General features: G+C 64.0%; 19 protein-coding genes. 4 read left to right on the top strand and 15 right to left on the bottom strand.

Annotated elements, in window-relative coordinates:
* Window positions 1-55: 55 nt before the first annotated feature.
* Window positions 56-787: a hypothetical protein gene (locus CXP40_RS19830; protein ID WP_106735134.1), complete on the top strand. Its 732-nt coding sequence runs from the start codon at window positions 56-58 to the stop codon at window positions 785-787.
* Between the two features lie 19 nt (window positions 788-806).
* On the opposite strand, the gene CXP40_RS19825 is transcribed toward CXP40_RS19830, so the two are convergent.
* Window positions 807-1,664: an SDR family oxidoreductase gene (locus tag CXP40_RS19825; RefSeq protein ID WP_106735133.1), complete on the bottom strand. Its 858-nt coding sequence runs from the start codon at window positions 1,662-1,664 to the stop codon at window positions 807-809.
* Window positions 1,665-1,855: 191 nt separating this feature from the next.
* Between CXP40_RS19825 and CXP40_RS19820 the strand changes: the two genes are divergently transcribed.
* The 3 genes from CXP40_RS19820 to CXP40_RS19810 all read left to right on the top strand — a co-directional run bounded on the left by CXP40_RS19820 (window position 1,856) and on the right by CXP40_RS19810 (window position 6,367).
* Window positions 1,856-2,785: a hydrogen peroxide-inducible genes activator gene (locus CXP40_RS19820; protein WP_099526723.1), complete on the top strand. Its 930-nt coding sequence runs from the start codon at window positions 1,856-1,858 to the stop codon at window positions 2,783-2,785.
* Window positions 2,786-2,793: 8 nt separating this feature from the next.
* The gene (gene recG, locus CXP40_RS19815) at window positions 2,794-4,869 is read left to right on the top strand and encodes an ATP-dependent DNA helicase RecG (protein ID WP_106735132.1); all 2,076 of its coding nucleotides are present in this window, start codon (window positions 2,794-2,796) and stop codon (window positions 4,867-4,869) included.
* 91 nt (window positions 4,870-4,960) lie between these two features.
* A complete protein-coding gene (locus CXP40_RS19810) occupies window positions 4,961-6,367 on the top strand; it encodes an aminoacyl-tRNA deacylase and HDOD domain-containing protein (RefSeq protein ID WP_099526725.1) in 1,407 nt (468 codons plus the stop codon).
* Window positions 6,368-6,432: 65 nt separating this feature from the next.
* Here the strand turns inward: CXP40_RS19810 and CXP40_RS19805 are convergent, their stop codons facing one another.
* From CXP40_RS19805 to fliI, 14 genes are all read right to left on the bottom strand, one after another.
* Entirely contained in the window at window positions 6,433-7,185 is a 753-nt protein-coding gene (locus tag CXP40_RS19805) for a hypothetical protein (protein WP_177429699.1), read from the bottom strand.
* A gap of 82 nt (window positions 7,186-7,267) precedes the next feature.
* A complete protein-coding gene (locus tag CXP40_RS19800) occupies window positions 7,268-7,663 on the bottom strand; it encodes a helicase (RefSeq protein ID WP_099526727.1) in 396 nt (131 codons plus the stop codon).
* A gap of 150 nt (window positions 7,664-7,813) precedes the next feature.
* On the bottom strand, window positions 7,814-8,086 hold the full coding sequence (locus CXP40_RS19795; RefSeq protein ID WP_003242571.1) for an HU family DNA-binding protein: 273 nt from the start codon (window positions 8,084-8,086) through the stop codon (window positions 7,814-7,816).
* Window positions 8,087-8,274: 188 nt separating this feature from the next.
* Window positions 8,275-9,423: an NAD(P)/FAD-dependent oxidoreductase gene (locus tag CXP40_RS19785; protein WP_106735130.1), complete on the bottom strand. Its 1,149-nt coding sequence runs from the start codon at window positions 9,421-9,423 to the stop codon at window positions 8,275-8,277.
* Between the two features lie 190 nt (window positions 9,424-9,613).
* The gene (locus CXP40_RS19780; RefSeq protein WP_106735129.1) at window positions 9,614-10,369 is read right to left on the bottom strand and encodes an outer membrane beta-barrel protein; all 756 of its coding nucleotides are present in this window, start codon (window positions 10,367-10,369) and stop codon (window positions 9,614-9,616) included.
* A 223-nt stretch (window positions 10,370-10,592) separates the two neighbouring features.
* Entirely contained in the window at window positions 10,593-11,933 is a 1,341-nt protein-coding gene (locus CXP40_RS19775; RefSeq protein WP_099526729.1) for a hemolysin family protein, read from the bottom strand.
* A gap of 62 nt (window positions 11,934-11,995) precedes the next feature.
* The gene (gene phoR / locus CXP40_RS19770) at window positions 11,996-13,315 is read right to left on the bottom strand and encodes a phosphate regulon sensor histidine kinase PhoR (protein WP_106735128.1); all 1,320 of its coding nucleotides are present in this window, start codon (window positions 13,313-13,315) and stop codon (window positions 11,996-11,998) included.
* 42 nt (window positions 13,316-13,357) lie between these two features.
* Entirely contained in the window at window positions 13,358-14,047 is a 690-nt protein-coding gene (gene phoB / locus CXP40_RS19765; protein ID WP_024310067.1) for a phosphate regulon transcriptional regulator PhoB, read from the bottom strand.
* Window positions 14,048-14,132: 85 nt separating this feature from the next.
* Window positions 14,133-15,023, bottom strand: coding sequence for a 4-hydroxybenzoate octaprenyltransferase (ubiA, locus tag CXP40_RS19760; RefSeq protein WP_106735127.1), 891 nt, complete (start codon window positions 15,021-15,023; stop codon window positions 14,133-14,135).
* A gap of 236 nt (window positions 15,024-15,259) precedes the next feature.
* On the bottom strand, window positions 15,260-15,811 hold the full coding sequence (locus tag CXP40_RS19755; protein ID WP_106735126.1) for a chorismate lyase: 552 nt from the start codon (window positions 15,809-15,811) through the stop codon (window positions 15,260-15,262).
* Window positions 15,812-15,968: 157 nt separating this feature from the next.
* Complete coding sequence (flgN, locus tag CXP40_RS19750) at window positions 15,969-16,415, bottom strand: flagellar protein FlgN (RefSeq protein WP_106735125.1); 447 nt, start codon at window positions 16,413-16,415, stop codon at window positions 15,969-15,971.
* Entirely contained in the window at window positions 16,412-16,690 is a 279-nt protein-coding gene (flgM, locus tag CXP40_RS19745; RefSeq protein WP_106735124.1) for a flagellar biosynthesis anti-sigma factor FlgM, read from the bottom strand. Before flgM ends, flgN begins: the two co-directional genes overlap by 4 nt.
* A 77-nt stretch (window positions 16,691-16,767) precedes the next feature.
* The gene (locus tag CXP40_RS19740) at window positions 16,768-17,193 is read right to left on the bottom strand and encodes a flagellar FliJ family protein (protein ID WP_106735123.1); all 426 of its coding nucleotides are present in this window, start codon (window positions 17,191-17,193) and stop codon (window positions 16,768-16,770) included.
* Window positions 17,190-18,506 carry a flagellar protein export ATPase FliI gene (fliI, locus tag CXP40_RS19735; protein WP_099526735.1) on the bottom strand — a complete coding sequence of 439 codons (1,317 nt, stop codon included), beginning with the start codon at window positions 18,504-18,506 and terminating at the stop codon, window positions 17,190-17,192. The genes CXP40_RS19740 and fliI overlap by 4 nt, the downstream gene beginning before the upstream one ends.
* Window positions 18,507-18,510 lie beyond the last annotated feature (4 nt).

Here is an 18,510-nt window from a genome sequence, read left to right as displayed (position 1 = left end):
CGCAGCGGGGCCTGAGAGTCCCGCTCTTCCCTCCTCTCCCAGCATGGAGATCGCCATGCGTCTGCTTCCCCTGCTGCTCTGCGCGGCCCTGCTGGCCGGCTGTGCCAGTAAGCCCAACAACGACCCGAGCGGAACCTGGATCAACCAGGCAGCCATCGATGCCGCCCGCGAAAGCGGTCGCCTGCGCGAAGCCCTGCTCGCCTATGGTCCCAACCTCGAATGGCACATCGCCCCCGAGCGCCAGGAGGCCAGCTACAGCAATGGCTTCGAGCTGGCCGAGGGCAAATTGCAAAGCGCCGGTGAGGGCCGTTGGCAAGTCACCTTCTACGGCGACTACAAGGAACAACTGGCGGTACAGAATGGCGAGCTGGTACAGATCGCCAGCGGTTACTGGCCCGAGCAGCACTTTACCCGCGTCGACAACCCCAGCGAATCCAAGGCCCTGGGCAGCAGCTTTGAACAGGCGTTGTACCGCGACTACCTGGGCGGCGAGTGGCTGATCGAAGAAGGTTTGGGTCAGGGCGGCCTGGTGCGCTTCAACAGCGACGGGCAGGTGCAGGGCCTGCCCGGCGCCGAACGCTTCGCCCTGTGTCTGGCGGGCGACTGCGCGGCCATGAGCGGCGAACATGACAGCCTCTGGCTGCAGGCTGGCGACCAGGGTAGCCCCTGGCTATTCGTGCATGAAGGCAATCAGCTGCGCATCTTCGAAGCACAGAACCGTGCCCAGTTCGACGAAATGCCCGAGTACCAGCCCGGCCCACAACGCTGGTTGCTCAAACGCCGCTGATCATTGCAGGCCTGACTTTTCATTGGTCCCGCAGAATCGCCGCATAGCCCTCGCGGTAGCTGGGATACTGCGGCGCCCAACCCAGCGCGCGAGCGCGGGCATTGCGGCAACGCTTGCTGCCGGCGCGGCGCACGCGCTGCTCGTCACTCCAGTGGCTCACGCCCAGTTGCTCACGCAGCCAAGCGACTACTTCGTGTAGTGGCGCCGGCTCGTCATCGACACCCAGATAGCAATCGGCCAATGGCTTACCGGCAACGTCTGCCTGCAACAGCGTAGCGAGCAGCCCCGCTGCGTCATCGACATGAATGCGGTTGCCGTACAGCGGCGGCGTCTCGCTAACGCGATAGCCACCGCGCACCTGGCTCAGCAACCACTCACGGCCGGGGCCATAAAGACCGGTCAAACGCACCGTGGTCGCCGGCAGGCCACTGTCCAGCGCGACGCGCTCGGCCTCACGCATGATCACCGCAGAGAAACTCTGGGCCTCGGCCGGAGAATCTTCGTCAATCCATTCGCCCTCCTGCTGCCCATACACTCCGCTGCTGGAGGCGAACAGGATGCGCCGTGGTCGCTGGCCATGCTGCGCCAGCCAGCCCAGCACACGGCGCAGGCCATCGACATAAGCGGCGCGATAGCCCGCTTCGTCGTGCTGGATGGCCGCCGCGCAATACACCAGGTAATCCAGCGGCCCCTGCGGCCAATCCGGCGGACAGGCATCGGCATGCAGGTCGCCCGCCAACGGTTCGATGGCAGCTGGCAACGCGGCCACGTTGCGGCGCATGCCCAGCACACGCCAGCCCTGTTCGGCCATACGCAGGCCAAGACGGGTACCGACGTCCCCGCATCCGGCAATCAGCAGGCTGTTGCATCCCGACATGCTTTTCTCCACGACTTCTAGGCGACGGCGCAGTGTAACAGGCCGTTTGCAGCCGTCAGCGCGCCGCAAGAGTGCTGGTGATAGGGCGATGCATACGCCAATGGCGAGATAGTTTTGCAACAGGCTATTAGCCCGGTTGGTTCATCTGTTAGCAAAGGCTATGCTTGTCGGCAATTTAATGGATAAACACTATGACCCTCACCGAACTGCGGTACATCGTCACCCTCGCCCAGGAACAGCATTTCGGCCGCGCCGCCGAGCGCTGCCATGTCAGCCAACCGACCCTGTCGGTGGGCGTGAAAAAGCTGGAGGACGAGCTTGGCGTGCTGATCTTCGAGCGCAGCAAGAGCGCCGTGCGGCTGACCCCGGTCGGTGAAGGCATCGTCACCCAGGCGCAGAAGGTGCTGGAGCAGGCCCAGGGTATTCGCGAGCTGGCCCAGGCCGGCAAGAACCAGCTGACCGCGCCGCTGAAGATTGGCGCCATCTACACCGTCGGCCCTTATCTGTTCCCGCATCTGATTCCACAGCTGCACCGGGTCGCCCCGGACATGCCGCTGTACATCGAGGAAAACTTCACCCATATCCTGCGCGACAAACTGCGCACCGGTGAACTCGACGCCATCATCATCGCCCTGCCGTTCCACGAGGCCGATGTACTGACCAAGCCTTTGTACGACGAACCGTTCTACGCCCTGCTGCCGACCGGCCACCCCTGGGCAGCGATGGAGACCATCGACACCAAGCTGCTCAACGACAAGAGCCTGCTGCTGCTAGGCGAAGGCCACTGCTTCCGCGACCAGGTGCTGGAGGCTTGTCCGACCCTGCGCAAGGGCGGTGATGACCACGGCAAGCACACCACCGTGGAGTCCAGCTCGCTGGAGACCATCCGCCATATGGTCGCCTCCGGCCTTGGCGTATCGATCCTGCCGTTCTCGGCGGTGGACAGCCACCACTATGCGCCCGGCGTGATCGAAGTCCGTCCTCTCAGCGCACCGGTGCCGTTCCGTACCGTGGCTATCGCCTGGCGCGCCAGCTTCCCGCGACCAAACGCCATTGAAGTGCTGGCCGACTCCATCCGCCTCTGCTCGGTCGCCCGCAGTCCGCAGACCAAGGCAGTCTGAGGCCAACAGTGGGCGAGCTGGCAGCGGTTTCCGTCACCGCGCTCAAAGGCGTAGGCGCCGCCCTGGCCGAGAAGCTGGCCAAGGTCGGCCTGGAAAACCTGCAGGATGTGCTGTTCCACCTGCCGCTTCGCTACCAGGATCGCACCCGCATCACCCCCATCGGCGCGCTGCGCCCGGGACAGGATGCGGTGGTCGAGGGCATCGTTGCCGGCGCCGATGTGGTCATGGGCCGGCGGCGCAGCCTGCTGGTGCGCCTGCAGGACGGCAGCGGCACGCTGAGCCTGCGCTTCTTTCACTTCAGCCAGGCGCAGAAGGACGGCCTCAAGCGCGGCACCGCCCTGCGCTGCTACGGTGAAGTGCGCCCCGGCGCCACCGGCCTGGAAATCTACCACCCGGAGTACCGCGCACAGAGCGGCGACGAACCGGCCCCGGTGGAGCAGAGCCTGACGCCCATCTACCCGACCACCGAAGGTTTGACCCAACAGCGCCTGCGCCAGCTCAGCCAGCAGGCACTCGCACGTCTCGGCCCGCGCAGTCTGCCAGACTGGCTGCCCGAGGAGTTGGCCCGCGACTATCGCCTGGCGCCGCTGGACGAGGCTATACGGTACCTGCACCGGCCGCCACCGGACGCCGATGTCGAGGAGCTCGCCGAGGGCCGTCACTGGGCGCAACACCGCCTGGCCTTCGAAGAGTTGCTGACTCACCAGCTGTCCCTGCAGCGCCTGCGTGAACAGGTGCGCGCGCAGCAAGCACCGGCGCTACCGCCAGCGAAGAAACTGCCGCAACAGTACCTCGCCAACCTCGGCTTCGCCCCCACCGGCGCGCAGCAGCGCGTGGGCGCCGAGATCGCCTACGACCTGGCGCAGAGCGAACCGATGCTGCGTCTGGTACAGGGTGATGTCGGCGCCGGCAAGACGGTGGTCGCGGCACTGGCTGCGCTACAAGCACTGGAGGCCGGCTATCAGGTGGCTCTGATGGCGCCGACCGAAATCCTCGCCGAGCAGCACTTTCTAAACTTCAGCAAATGGCTGGCACCGCTTGGCCTGGAAGTCGCCTGGCTGGCCGGAAAGCTCAAGGGTAAAGCCCGCGCCGCCGCTCTGGAGCAGATTGCCGGCGGCTGTCCGATGGTAGTCGGCACCCATGCCCTGTTCCAGGACGAAGTGAAGTTCAAGCGCCTGGCCCTGGTGATCATCGACGAACAGCACCGCTTCGGTGTGCAACAACGCCTGGCGCTGCGACAGAAAGGCATCGACGGACGCCTCAGCCCGCACCAGTTGATCATGACTGCCACGCCCATCCCACGCACCCTGGCGATGAGCGCCTACGCCGACCTGGACACCTCGATCCTCGACGAACTGCCGCCAGGGCGTACACCGGTCAATACCCTGGTGATCGCCGACAGCCGCCGCATCGAGGTGGTCGAGCGCGTACGCAATGCCTGCCAGCAGGGGCGCCAGGCGTACTGGGTATGCACCCTGATCGAAGAATCCGAAGAACTTACCTGCCAGGCCGCCGAAACCAGCTTCGAGGAGCTTTCCGCGGCACTGGGCGAGCTGCGCGTCGGGCTGATCCACGGGCGCATGAAACCGGCCGAGAAGGCCGCGGTGATGGATGAGTTCAAGCAGGGCAAGCTGCAGTTACTGGTGGCCACCACAGTGATCGAGGTCGGCGTCGATGTGCCCAACGCCAGCCTGATGATCATCGAGAACCCCGAACGCCTCGGCCTGGCCCAGCTGCACCAGTTGCGCGGCCGAGTCGGTCGCGGTAGCGCCGCCAGCCATTGCGTGTTGCTCTACCATGCGCCGTTGTCGCAGCTTGGCCGCGAGCGCCTGGCGATCATGCGCGAGACCACCGACGGTTTCATCATTGCCGAGAAGGACCTCGAACTGCGCGGTCCCGGTGAAATGCTCGGCACCCGGCAGACCGGTCTGCTGCAGTTCAAGGTCGCCGACCTGATGCGCGATGCCGACCTGCTGCCCGCTGTACGCGATGCCGCGCAGGCACTTTTGGAACATTGGCCACAACATGTGGCTCCATTGTTGGAACGCTGGTTGCGTCACGGCCAGCAATACGGTCAAGTGTGAACCTGTTCACAGGACAACCGTCGCCACGAACCTTCGCGCAAATCCTCGCTGGTTATACTCCGGGGCACATGCGCCAACGCTGGATATCGATATGACTGAAGCCGCCCTCGCCGCCAACGCCACTGCACAAGCACCCGCTGTGATTGTGCAACTGCTGGAGAAACTCGCCGTACCCTACCAGGTATGCGCGGAGCGACCGGGTCAGCCAAGCGAGGCACGCCTGCAGGCCGTGCTGGTGGACGACGCCATCGGCGCCCTGCTGGTGCTCTACCCGCGTAGCCACATGCTCGATCTGTCGCGCCTGGCCGAACTGACTGGGCGCCAGCTCACCGCGGTCAAACCGGAGCGCCTGGAGCGCATGCTCGGCAAGCACAATCTGGCCGCCCTGCCCGGCTTGCCGCCCCTGACCAGTTCGCCCTGCCTGTACGAAGAACGCCTGCTGCAGGTGCCCAGCCTGCTGATCGAGTCCGGCCAGCCTGGCGTATTGCTGGAAATCCCCACCGAAGCCTTCAAGGCGCTGCTGAGCAAGGCCAGCGCCGCGCGTTTCGGTGAGCCGGTCAGTGCGATCAGACCGAACCTCGATCGCCCGCATGATGACCGCGCGGAAATCACCCAGGCCGTGCAGGCCTTTACCGCACGCCGCATCCAACAGCGCCTGGAAGAAACCATCGAGATTCCGCCGCTGCCGGAAACCGCACAGAAGATCATCAAGCTGCGCGTCGACCCCAACGCCACAGTGGACGACATCACCGGCGTGGTCGAAACCGATCCCGCGCTGGCAGCCCAGGTGGTCAGCTGGGCAGCCTCGCCCTACTACGCCGCGCCCGGCAAGATTCGCTCGGTGGAAGATGCCATCGTCCGCGTACTGGGCTTCGACCTGGTGATCAACCTGGCTCTCGGCCTGGCATTGGGCAAGACCCTGAGCCTGCCCAAGGATCAGCCGCAGCACGCCACACCCTACTGGCAGCAAGCGATCTATACCGCCGCAGTGATCGAAGGCCTGACCCGCGCCATGCCGCGCGCGCAGCGCCCTGAAGCCGGCCTGACCTACCTGGCCGGCTTGCTGCACAACTTCGGTTATCTGGTGCTCGCGCACGTCTTCCCACCGCACTTCTCGCTGATCTGCCGCCACCTGGAGGTCAACCCGCACCTGTCTGCCGGGTACATCGAGCAGCACCTGCTGGGCATCACTCGCGAGCAGATCGGTGCCTGGCTGATGCGCCATTGGGATATGCCGGAAGAGCTATCCAGCGCCCTGCGCTTTCAGCACGACCCATCTTATGCCGGCGACAGCGCGGCCTTCCCCAACCTGGTGTGCCTGGCCGTCAGCCTGCTGCGCAACCGGGGTATAGGTGCCGGGCCGCAGAGCGAGATTCCTGATGAGCTGTTCGAGGCCCTGGGGCTGAGCCGGGAAAAAGCCGAGGACGCAGTGAGCAAGGTACTCAGCGCCGAGGTCGCCTTGCGTGAACTGGCAGCGCAGTATCAGCAGCCGCAATGAGCGGCTGCTAGCTCCCTAACCCTCAAGGATGGGCTGCTCGCCTCGCACCGAGCGGCCGACGCCCCTTACAAATTGCCCGCCGTCTTGCGCAGCTTCTCCCGACGCTCGGCAAACAGTTGCGGCACCACTTCCAGGCTGATGGCGAGCAGTTGGCTGACACTGGAATGCTCGTAGAGCGCTGCGTATTCGGCGAGTTGATCGCTGGGCATCTGCCGGTAGGCATAGAACATGAAGGTTTCCACCGCCTGCTCGCTGGACTGGCGGATGGCATCCGCCTGCTTTTGCGTCTGCGCCTGCAGTTCGGTCTCGCTGAGATTCTCGCCCCGCGCCTTTAGTGCCAACAATGCCTGGGTCTTGCCGACTTCATAACGCAGCAGGCTGGCCAGTTCGGTTGTACGCGCGGCCGCATCGAGACGCTTGACCAGGTCAAGACGCGCACCTCGTGGCGGCTGTTCCTGCAGGCGCTGACGGTATTCAGCCAGGCCTTCGGGCTGGTCACCGACGGCACGCTCGGCAGCGGTGAAGCGCTGCGCCAGCGGGCTATCGAGGCGCTCGCGAGCCTGCTCACCCTGCACGGCATCGAAGCGGGCCCCGACGCGCTTGGCCAGGTCCAGACAAAAAGCCTCACCAGCGAACAGCTGAGCGATGCGCTTCTGTTCGGCCTCATCCTGGCCACGCTGCACCAACGGCGCGCTCTGCTCGCAGAGCAGATGGATACCGGCGAGCTCGAACAGTGGTAAGAGGGTTTTGGCAGACGCCGACTCGGCCCGTGCGGTGGTGGCGGCCAGCAACAGCAGAGGTAACAGGAAAAGACGCATGGTCAGGCTTTCCACAGGAACGTGCCTGGAAGCCTAACCAAAGCGTGGCGTCGCGGCCAGCCGCGACGCGCATCAGTGCTGATCAGGCGGCCTTTTTCGGCGCCTCGGTCTTCTTCTTCGGCACCAAGTACTTGGTCAGGCCCTGGAACCACATGACCAGCGCCGGGTTGCCCTGGATCTGGATGTCCTTGTTCTGGATGCCCTGCATGAAGGCCAGCTGCTTGTTCTTCGCGGTCATGGTTGCGAAGCCGTAGGCGCCATCCTTGAAACCGATGGCGAACGCGGGGTCCTTGGCGGTACCGCGCTTGCTGGTGACGCGTTGCCCAGCCACGATGAAGTGGCGTGCGACCTTGCCGTCCAGGGTGTGCAGTTGGAAGACCATATCGCGACCTTCGAGCTGCTGGCGGAACGCCGGATTTTCACGACTGGCCTTGGCCATCAGGCGGCCCAGCATCCACAGAAGAAAACGGAATTTCATGCACAGGCTCTCGTGATCGAAGATGATGGCCGCGCATTGTAGTGGTTTTCTTGCAGGACTACAGCCCATCTAAAGCATGGCTGTATCTGCCAATTTCGCAGCGTGGCTGCGCAAGGGGAACCCGGAGCCGAGCGGCTCCGGGTAACGGGCTCAGTTGACCGCGTCTTTCAGGGACTTGCCCGGTTTGAAGGCGACGGTGTTGCTGGCCTTGATCTTCACCGGCTGACCGGTCTGCGGGTTCTTACCAGTACGGGCGCCACGGTGGCGTTGGACGAAAGTACCGAAGCCAACCAGGGTCACACTGTCCTTGCGGTTCAGTGCGCCGGTGATTTCTTCCAGTACGGCGTTGAGTACACGATTGGCCTGATCCTTGGTCAGATCAGCCTTTTCGGCGATGGCGGCGGCGAGTTCCGGTTTACGCATAATTGCCTCTTTGACGGTTTTTTGTTGTTGTGTCCGTGCTGTCCTTCCAGAACAGCGCCCAAGGCGCCGCAACAGCTCTGCGCTGCGGCAGACCCTTGGGAGAATGGCATGCCGCATCGCACTGCGCCAGTGTCGCCCGCCACTTTAACCAGGCAATTTCGTGGCGTATCCGACAGAACGACAGGCAATCATGCCAGTAGCGCTGGTAATTCCTTGTTCAGTGCCAGTTTTTCCTGCACCGCGGCACCGGTCAGCGCATAGCCGAGCAGCGCCCCAGAGGCCTCGCGGCAGAGCGCCTTGATGTCGCTGCCGGTGCCTTCAACCGTCCATTCGCCCTGGCTGCCACGCGGCGGTGGCGAGACCACCAACGGGCATGCCGGGGTCTTTACCGTCACCGGCATCGGTCCGTAGCTGACCGCCGTGGGCTCACCAGCCAGGGTCTTGGCCAGGGCCCGGGCACAAGCCATCAGCGGCATGACGTAAAGCAGATTGAGACCATCGACCTCGGCGCAATCGCCCAGGGCATAGATGTTGGCGTGCGAGGTGCGCAGCTGGCGATCGACCATCACCCCACGATTGATGTCGAGACCGGCTGCCGCAGCGAGCGCGGTGCGCGGACGCAGACCCACAGCCGAGACCACCGCGTCGCACTGGATCAGGCTGCCGTCGGACAGCGAGGCCTGCAGCGCGTCCCCCTGGCGGTCAAGACTCGCCAGCACCGGGCCGAGATGGAAACGTACGCCCAGCCCCTCCAGACCGGCTTGTACGGCAGAGGCCGCCGCCGAATGCAACAGACCGGGCATCACCTGCTCGCAGGGTGCCAACAGCTCTACCTCATAGCCGCCGGCACTGAGGTCGTTGGCAAACTCGCAACCAATCAGCCCGGCGCCGAGAATCAGGACGCGACGCTTGCCGGCCACTGCGCTGCGAAAGCGCGCGTAGTCTTCCAGGTCATTGATCGGGAACAGTGCATCCTGGGCATCACCCTCTACCGGGACGCGAATAGGCTCGGCGCCCCAGGCCAGTACCAGGTCACGGTACGGCACGGCTTCCTCACCGATCCACAAGCGTTTGTGGCCGGGGTCGATTCCGGTGATACGGGTATGGGTGCGAATTTCCGCGTTGAGCTGCTCAGCCATGGCGCCCGCCTCGGCCATGGCCAGGCCGTCGGCATCCTTGTTCTTGCCGAAACCGGTGGACAGCATCGGTTTGGAGTAGGAACGGCCGTCGTCAGCGGTGATCAGCAGCAGAGGCGTCTGGGTGTCTAGCTTGCGCCATTCCTTGGCCAGGTTATAGCCGGCCAGGCCGGTGCCGATGATGACGACGGGTGCACTCATGCGCTCTTTCCTCACGATGAAAACGACGCGACGACCCACCGGCCGCCGCCCCAGATAGCGGGATGACACCCTACTGGATCAGGTACGCGCTGGCCAGATGAGGTTCAGTCAGCCATTCGGAGGTTAGGGGAAAGATGCAATGCGGCAATCAGGGTGGACCGCCTGGCAGGCCAGGCGGTCCAGGAGGCGCTTAGAACGCCAGGCCTACGCGCAGGCCGACTTGCTCCTGCTTGAGCTTGCTGCGCTCGGCAACAGCACTATTGCTGTCGAGCTCATAGCGGGTCTGGGTGTAGTAGAGGCTGGTGCTGATCGGCAGGCTATTGATGCCCTTGTTCCACAGCACGGTCAGCTCGCCGTAAGGATTGACCTTGTCCTTGAGGTCCACGGAGTCGCTGTCGCCATCGACCTTCAGACGCGCTTCGGAGTTGATGGAATAACGCGCACCCACTTCCAGGCGCAGGGTGTAGTCCGGCGTCAGGTAGTTGTAGCCGAGGCCGGCCTTGGCGAAGGGCGACTTGCTGGTCAGCTTGACGTTACTGTCGAGCGGGCCGACGTTGTTCTGCTCGATACGGCCCCAGTCGTAGCCGCCACCGACGATCACGTCGACGTAATTGTTGGTGCTCAACGCGGCACGCAGACCAAGGTCGATGTCGGCGCGTGCGGACTTGTATTCCACATCGTCCTTGTCACGGTATTGGCCTTCGATCCCCGCCTGGTAGATGAAGCCCTCCTGCCCGGTCAGCTTGTTACCGAAGTGGTAGAACAGGCCGCCCTGGTTGAGGCGCTCCTTGTCGCTTTCATCGTCCACGGTGAGCTTGTACTGGTTGTGCGAAGCGATGACACCGAAGGTCGAGATTGGGTCGGTGACCGAGTCTGCATAGGCCTGCGAGGCGCCCGCCAGGCACAGGGCGAGTGTTGCTTTGGGGGTTATGCTGGACAGCTGCATGACGATTTCCTTGGCAATGAGTGGATAACGCCGCCCACCGGGAGGTGGGACGCAAGTACCTAGACTTGCGATGCAGGGAGTCATTCGCCAAACCTGACGAGCGGTCTCGAAACTGAACAAGCCCTGAACAGGCCTGGATCGGAGGGAGAAATGTTGACCGGATAGACAGCCCGTTTTGACCCCCTTCGCCGAGAGAGGCGCCTTCAGTTGGCGCCTTGCGGACTCAGTCCAGCTTGACCACCTTGGCGAGGACCACCTTGGGCCCCTTCATCTTCTTGACGATGATGCGCAGGCCATCGGTTTCCAGCACTTCCTCTTCATCAGGCATGCGCTTGAGCGTCTCGTAGATCAAGCCGGCGAGGGTCTCGGCCTCGATATGGTCGAGGTCGACGCCGAGCAGGCGCTCGACCTTGGCCAGCGGCGTGTCGCCACGCACCAGCAGCTTGCCCGGCTGGTAGGCAAGAATGCCGCGCTCGGCCTTGCGGTGTTCGTCCTGAATATCGCCGACCAGTGCTTCGAGCACGTCCTCCATGGTCAGGTAGCCGATCACCTTGCCGTCGGCCTCTTCGACCAGGGCGAAGTGCGCGCCGCCCTGGCGGAACTGCTCGAGCAATTGCGACAGCGGCATGTGCCGGCTGACGCGCTCGAGCGGGTGCATCAGATCCGCCAGCTTGAGCGCCGACGGCAACATCTCCAGCAGTGACAGGTGCAGCAGCAGGTCCTTGATATGCAGCACGCCGACGAACTCGCCCTTGCTCTCGTCGAAGATCGGGTAGCGGCTGTACTTGTGGCGGCGGAAGGTGGTGAACACCTGATCCAGGCTGGCATTGAGCTCGAGGAAGATCAGGTCTTCACGCGAGTTGGCCCAGTCCACCACCTCCAGCTCGCCCAGCTCGACCGCCGAAGCCAGCACGCGCAAATCCTGGTCGTTGTCGCTGGTGGCACGGCTGGAATGCAGGATCAGCTTGAGCTCTTCACGGCTGTAGTGATGCTCGTGGTGCGGCCCCGGCTCGCCCTGCCCGGCGATACGCAGAATGGCGTTGGCGCTGGCGTTGAGCACGAAGATCGCCGGGTACATCAGCCAATAGAAGGCGTACAGCGGCGCGGCCGTCCACAACGACAGCAGTTCCGGTTTACGAATCGCCCAGGACTTGGGCGCCAGCTCGCCGATGACGATGTGCAGGTAGGAAATGATCGAGAACGCGGTGAAGAAGGCGATGCCGTGAATCAGCTTGGGTGACTCCACGCCAACGGCTACCAGCAGCGGCGTCAGCAGCTCGGCGAAGGCCGGCTCACCGACCCAGCCAAGGCCCAGCGACGCCAGGGTGATCCCCAGCTGACAGGCCGAGAGGTAGGCGTCCATCTGGTTGTGTACGGTGCGCAGAATATGTCCGCGCCAGCCATGGGCTTCGGCCAGGGCATCGACCTTGGTCGCGCGCAGACGCACGATGGCGAACTCCGCGGCGACGAAAAAGCCGTTGAGCAGAACCAGAAACAGGGCGAACAGCATGAGGCCGAAATCGGCGAAGTAGGCAGAAGCGGGGAGACTCGTGGAGGGGTCCATGAAGGTTCGGATTGGCCAAAGATCGCTAGAGGTTGGAGCTTCGCCGCGCCGAATGCAAGCACTCAGCGCGTGCGCTGCACTACCTGCGCCGGGGCGAAATGGCAGGTAAAGGTGCTGCCCTTGCCGAGAACGCTGCTGATCTCCAGATTGCCCCGATGACGCAACAGCACGTGCTTGACGATGGCCAGGCCTAAACCAGTGCCACCGGTATTGCTGGCACGGCTGGAGTCGACCCGATAGAAACGCTCGGTCAGGCGTGGCAAATGCTTGGCCTCGATGCCCATGCCGGTGTCGCTGACCGCCAAGTGCGCACCCTGCTCGTCACCCCACCAGCGAATGCGAATATCGCCACCGGCCGGAGTGTACTTCACGGCGTTGAACACCAGGTTGGAGAAGGCGCTACGCAGCTCTGCCTCACTGCCTTTGAGCTTCAGGTGCGGATCGGCCTCCAGGGTAATGCGATGCTGGTGCTCACCAGACAATGCCTGGGCATCGTTCTTGATCGAGAGCAGCATCAGGTCGGCCGCCACGGGCTGATTGTCCGACGGGTAGTCGGTGGCTTCCAGCTTGGCGAGCAGGAGCAGATCGTTGAGCAGGGTCTGCATGCGCGCGCCCTGTTGCTGCATCTGCTGCAATGCGCGTAACCAGCGCGGATTGATCGCCTCGACGTTGTCCAGAAGCGTTTCCAGATAACCGGCGATCACCGTCAGCGGCGTGCGCAGCTCGTGGGAGACGTTGGCGACGAAGTCCTTGCGCATCTGTTCCAGCTGATACAGGCGGGTGACATCACGCACCAGCAGCAGGTGCTCGCGATTACCGTAGCGGGTGATATGGAACTGCAAGCGGCGGCGATCATTGATCGGTGAAGGAATCTCCAACGCATCGGCGTAATTGCCGCGCTCGAAGTACTCCTTGAAACGCGGGTCGCGCACCAGGTTGGCCAGTTGCTGGCCGCTGTCCTGCGGCGTCTTGAGACCCAGCAGGGTCTCGGCGGCGCGGTTCCACCACTCCAGGTTGCCCTGGCTGTCGAGCATCACCACGGCGTCCTTGAGCGCCGCAGTGGACTCCTGCACACGATCGATCACTGCCTGCAGGCGGCCGCGAGCCTTCTGGTTGCGGCGCTGCAGGTGATAGATGCTGTCGAACACCTCGCCCCACAGGCCGTAGCCATCCGGCGGCGGTTCGTCGGGTTTGTGCTCGCGCAGCCATTTGTGCAGGCGCAGCAACTGGCTGAGGGTCCAGCCCAGATGAATGGCCAGACCGCAGGCCAACACCCAGGCGTACTGGCCGGTGATGAAGCCCAGCAGCAGGCAGGCACCGATCAACAGCAACAGCCGACGCACCACGGCGCCACGCCAGTCTTGATTCACGATGGAGCGCATCCTTGTCAGAAGAGCGAGTGCGCAGAAGCACCGCGTCAGCGATCAACCTTTGGTGGAGAAACGATACCCAGTCCCACGCACGGTTTGTACCAGGTTTTCGTAGGCATCACCGAGCGCCTTGCGCAGGCGACGAATATGCACGTCGACGGTGCGTTCCTCGACGTAGACGTTGCCGCCCCAGACCTGATCGAGCAGTTGACCACGGGTGTAGGCGCGCTCCTGATGGGTCATGAAGAACTGCAGCAGACGGTATTCGGTCGGGCCCATCTCGGCAGGTTTGCCGTCGATGGTCACCCGGTGGCTGATCGGGTCGAGCAACAGGCCGCCAACTTCGATCGGCGCCTCGCCATCACTTGGGCCGGCACGGCGCAGCACGGCCTTGAGGCGGGCCACCAGTTCACGCGGCGAGAACGGCTTGGTGATGTAGTCGTCGGCACCGACTTCCAGCCCCTGGATCTTGTTGTCCTCTTCGCCCTTGGCGGTGAGCATGATGATCGGGATATCGCTGGTCAGCTCATCGCGCTTGAGCCGGCGCGCCAACTCGATGCCACTGGTGCCGGGTAGCATCCAGTCGAGCAGGATCAGATCGGGTTTGCGGTCGACGATCACGGCGTGGGCCTGCTGGGTATTTTCCGCCTCCAGGCACTCGTAACCGGCCATCTCCAGGGCCACCGCAATCATTTCGCGGATCGGTGCTTCGTCATCGACGATCAGGATATTCTTGCCAACCATGGGGCCTTAGCCTCTATTCGTTCTCTGTCTGCGCCGCATTAGATAACGAAATTATTGCAACGATATGACAGATGCGCGGCAGCACTTAACGCAACGCGTAATCCAGCACGATCCCGATGAAGATCGCCAGCCCCGCCCAGTGGTTGTGCAGGAAGGCGTTGAAGCACACCAACGGCTCGCGACGGCGGGTCACGTGGAACTCCCAGGCGAAGCAGGCGGCGGCCACCAGCAGACCGAGGTGGAAGTACAGGCCCAGCTCGAAGCGCGCGCCAGCCAGCAGCAGGCAGAGCAGCGCCAGCCCCTGCAGGATGGCGATGATCAGCCGGTCGGCGTCACCGAACAGAATGGCCGTGGATTTCACCCCAATCTTCAGGTCGTCCTCACGGTCGGCCATGGCGTAGTAGGTGTCGTAGGCCACGGTCCACAGCAGGTTGGCGATGTACAGCAGCCAGGCCTCCGGCGGCAGGCTGCCGGTCTCGGCGGTGAAGGCCATCGGCATGCCCCAGGAGAAGGCCGCGCCGAGCACCACCTGCGGGTAGAAGGTGTAGCGCTTCATGAAGGGGTAGCAGGCCGCCAAGGCGAGGCCGCCGAATGACAGCCAGATGGTGGTGGCATTGGTGAACAACACCAGCATGAAGCTCAGCGCCACCAGCACGGCGAACAGCACCAGCGCCTCGCGCGGCTTGACCCTACCGCTAGCCAGCGGTCGCGCTTTGGTACGGCTGACGTGGCCGTCGAAGTTGCGGTCGGCGTAGTCGTTGATCACGCAGCCGGCGGCGCGCATCAGGATCACGCCGACGACGAAAATGAACAGGTTCTTCGCGCTCGGCACGCCTTCGGCCGCCACCCACAGCGCCCACAAGGTCGGCCACAGCAGCAGATAAATGCCGATGGGCTTGTCCAGGCGCATCAACTGAATGAAATCCCAGGCGCGCGGGTGCAGGCGGGTGGTCGATTGCAGCAGGCGGGTGTACATCGAGGCGTCTCCGTGCAGGTTGCGCGGATTATACGAGGAAGCGTGTGTGGGAGGCGCTTTAGCGGCGATGCTCACCGCGACAAGCGGTTCAACGCGTAGAGCCTACTCGGCTTTGGCTTCCTGCGTCGCTTTACCTCCTGCATCCATGCAGCGTGTAGGGCGTACTCGCGAAGCAGTACGCCATGTGCCTGACAAACAACAGGGATTAGCCTGAGTAGACAATGCTAATGCGAACGCTAGGCCTCGATGCCCGCCGCCCGCCAGAAGTCCGGCAGGAACACCTCTGCTACCAGCACCCCCAACGGCCCCCGGCTGAAGCACGAGCGCCGTGCCCACAGGCGCTCTTCGCGCACCTCCTGCGGCAGCCAGGCCGCTGGATAACGGCAGGCTTGCAACTCGCCCCGATCAAAGGCCCGGTCACTGAACAGCAGCTCGCCCAGCGAGCGACTACCCAGCTCGGCCAGATTCAAGCCGGAACCTTCCAACGCACTGCGCGCGGCGACACTGCGGGCGAATACCCAGGCTTGCCCGTGGCCACGCAGGTACACCTCGCGCACCCAACCCTGGCTGCCATCGGCCACGCCGAGCAGTGCACATTCGTCACTGCGCAGGCGCTGCCAACCCTCCTGCAGCGGCGTCACCGAGAAACCCTCGTCGGATAGCGCGGTCAGGCGCCGGGTCAGTGAATCCTCGTTGAACAGCCAGTCGCGCACACCGGCACAAGGCTGCGGATGCAACTGGGCATTGGTGAGCCAGCGCGGCGGATGGGCGAGAGCGGCGTGAGGCACGGCAAGAAGTCACTACAGATCGGAAGCGCGCGAGTCTAGCACGGCGCGATAGTCGCTTTTTGCACACGAAGGCAGTCGCCGCTGAAGCGCCTCCCACAGTGCAGCCCTCGACTCAGATGCTGGCAATCGCCCGTGTGGGAGGGGCGTTAGCCGCAACTCAATACGGCTGAGGCGCGTACAACTGCGCCGAGCCCGGCTCGCCGAGCAGCTGTTCGAGAATCTCGTGATGCATGGCCAGCAGCTTGCCGTTACGCTCGTTCAGACGTTTGCACTGGCCGGCCAGTTGGCCGAGCTGCTCCCAGGTGTGAGCAAGGTGGTTGCGCTGGCTCTGTGGATAACGCGCCAGCAGCTTCTGCATCGCGCTATGACCGCTGCCCAGCGCGAAGGCAGTCAGTACCTTGCTGCGGCGTTCGGCGCGGGCCTTGGCCTGATCGACCAGCGGCAGGATCTGCTCGTTGAGCAGATCGATCTGCTGGCTGTCGCGCTTGAGCAACTGCTGATACAGCTCCTGCATCAACCCGCGCAGAACCAGGTAGTCGGCGCAGTCCCGCTCCAGGTCCTGCTCGACGACCAGCAGCAGCTGTTGCTCACGCGCGGTGGTCACGCATCGCTACCGCTGTGATAGGTCAGCATGCTGCCGGCCAGCGCGGCCGGATCGCTGCTCAGTTCGCCGCGGGCCAGCGCCGCCTTGAGCTGGGCAACCTTGTCCAGGTCGACTTCGGGGAGGCTGCGCAAGGCGTCTTGCAGCTGCTCCAGACTCGGCTCCTGGCTGACACTCGCACGAGCATTGCCGCTCGACTGCGCACGGGCGTTCTGTACCTGTGCCGGAGCGTCGCTGGCCGGGCTAAGGCTGGGCTTGAGATGCCTGCTTATTTCCATGATTCGAATCCAACTCGCGTGGTGTTATGGCCTAAGAGCGACCGGGCGCGGCAAGAACTTAAACGCGTCGTGCAAAATTAACCGACCTGGGCTCGCCACCAGGCCTGCGCGGCCAGGCCATCCTGGATCTTCTGCTCCTGACGGGCAAGCAGATCCTGCCACTCGCCCATCTTGCCCTCGAGAAACTGGGTGATGACCTTCTCGCTGCGCATCGCCGCCAGCAGCTCGCCCTGAATGCGCGTCAGGTTCTCCTCGGCCAGCGCCAGCTCGCGGCGCTGCAGTTCGACCATCTTGTACAGCGTCGCCTTGTAGCGCTGCTGGTTGTCTCGCTGCAGCGGCGTGGTCATCGGTACGCTGAACCCGCACAAGCGACTGAGCCCGGTGATGTTGTTGCGATAACGCTGACACAGGTTCTGCTGATAGCTGACCCGCCCAAGCATCTGCTGCACGCGGTTGCCACGCAGGCTGGCCAGACGGCCAAGCACTTCCAGCTGTTCTTTCATTTGATGATGCTCTGCAAGGTGGCGATGCTGGCGCCGAGCTCGGCGCCGCTGCCGACCTCCTGACGCAGGAAGCGTTCGAGACTGGGCGCCAGCTGCACGGCGCGGTCGGTCTTGGCATCCATGCCCGGCGTGTAGCCGCCGAGCGGGATCAGCTCCTTGATCTTCTCGAAGGTGCTGTAGAACTCCTTGAACTGTCGCCCGGCCGCCAGATGTGCCGCCTCACCGACCTGGCTCATGCAACGGCTGACCGACGCGGAAATGTCGATGGCCGGGTAGTGGCCGACATCGGCCAGGCGCCGTGACAGCACGATATGGCCGTCGAGAATCGCCCGCGCGCAATCGACGATCGGGTCCTGATGGTCGTCGCCTTCGGCCAGCACGGTGTAGATGGCACTGAGGCTGCCACTGCCGCTCTCACCGTTGCCGGCGCTCTCCACCAGCTCCGGCAGCATGCCGAATACCGACGGCGGATAACCCTTGGTCGCCGGCGGTTCGCCGAGGGCCAGGGCGATCTCGCGCTGGGCCATGGCGTAGCGGGTCAGCGAGTCGACCAGCAGCAGCACGTCTTGGCCCTGATCGCGAAAATAGGCGGCGATGCTGTGGCACAGCTCGGTGGCCTTCAGACGCATCAGCGGTGATTCGTTGGCCGGTGCCACCACCACCACGGCCTTGCGCAGTCCCTCTTCGCCGAGGGAATGCAGGATGAATTCCTGCACCTCACGCCCGCGCTCACCGATCAGCCCGACCACCACCACGTCGGCCTTGGTCTGCCGGGTGATCATCCCCAGCAGCACGCTCTTGCCCACCCCAGAGCCGGCAAACAGGCCGACGCGCTGCCCTTTGCCTAGGGTCAGCAGGCCATTGATGGCGCGCACGCCAACATCCAGCGCGGCCTCAACCGGACGACGGCGGAGCGGGTTGACCCTGGGCAGTTCGATCGGCAATGGGTCGCGCCCGCTGAGCTTGCCGCGCTCATCCAGCGGCTCGCCGAGTCCGTTGACCACGCGCCCGAGCCAGGACTCGTCGATCTGCAGCAGCGCTTCGTCCTTGGCCGGGAATACCCGCGAGCCAGCGGCCAGGCCGACCGGCTTCTTGAACGGCATCAGGTAGGTGATATCGCGGTTGAAGCCGACCACCTGGGCGTCCAGCAGGCTACCGTCGGCCTGCTCGACGCGACAGCGCTGACCGGTACTGCGCTGGCAGCCGAGGCTCTCCAGCAGCATGCCCGAGACCCGCACCAGACGCCCGGCGACCTTGGCTAGTTGCACGCCATCGAGCGAGCGCAGCGCTTCGTCGAGCTTGTAATCGAGCATTCGC

Source organism: Pseudomonas sp. YY-1 (genome assembly GCF_002843095.1).
GTDB classification, from domain to species: Bacteria; Pseudomonadota; Gammaproteobacteria; order Pseudomonadales; family Pseudomonadaceae; genus Aquipseudomonas; species Aquipseudomonas sediminis_A.
The sequence above is the reverse complement of the archived record's forward strand: the minus strand, read 5'-3'. Positions and strand labels throughout refer to the sequence as shown.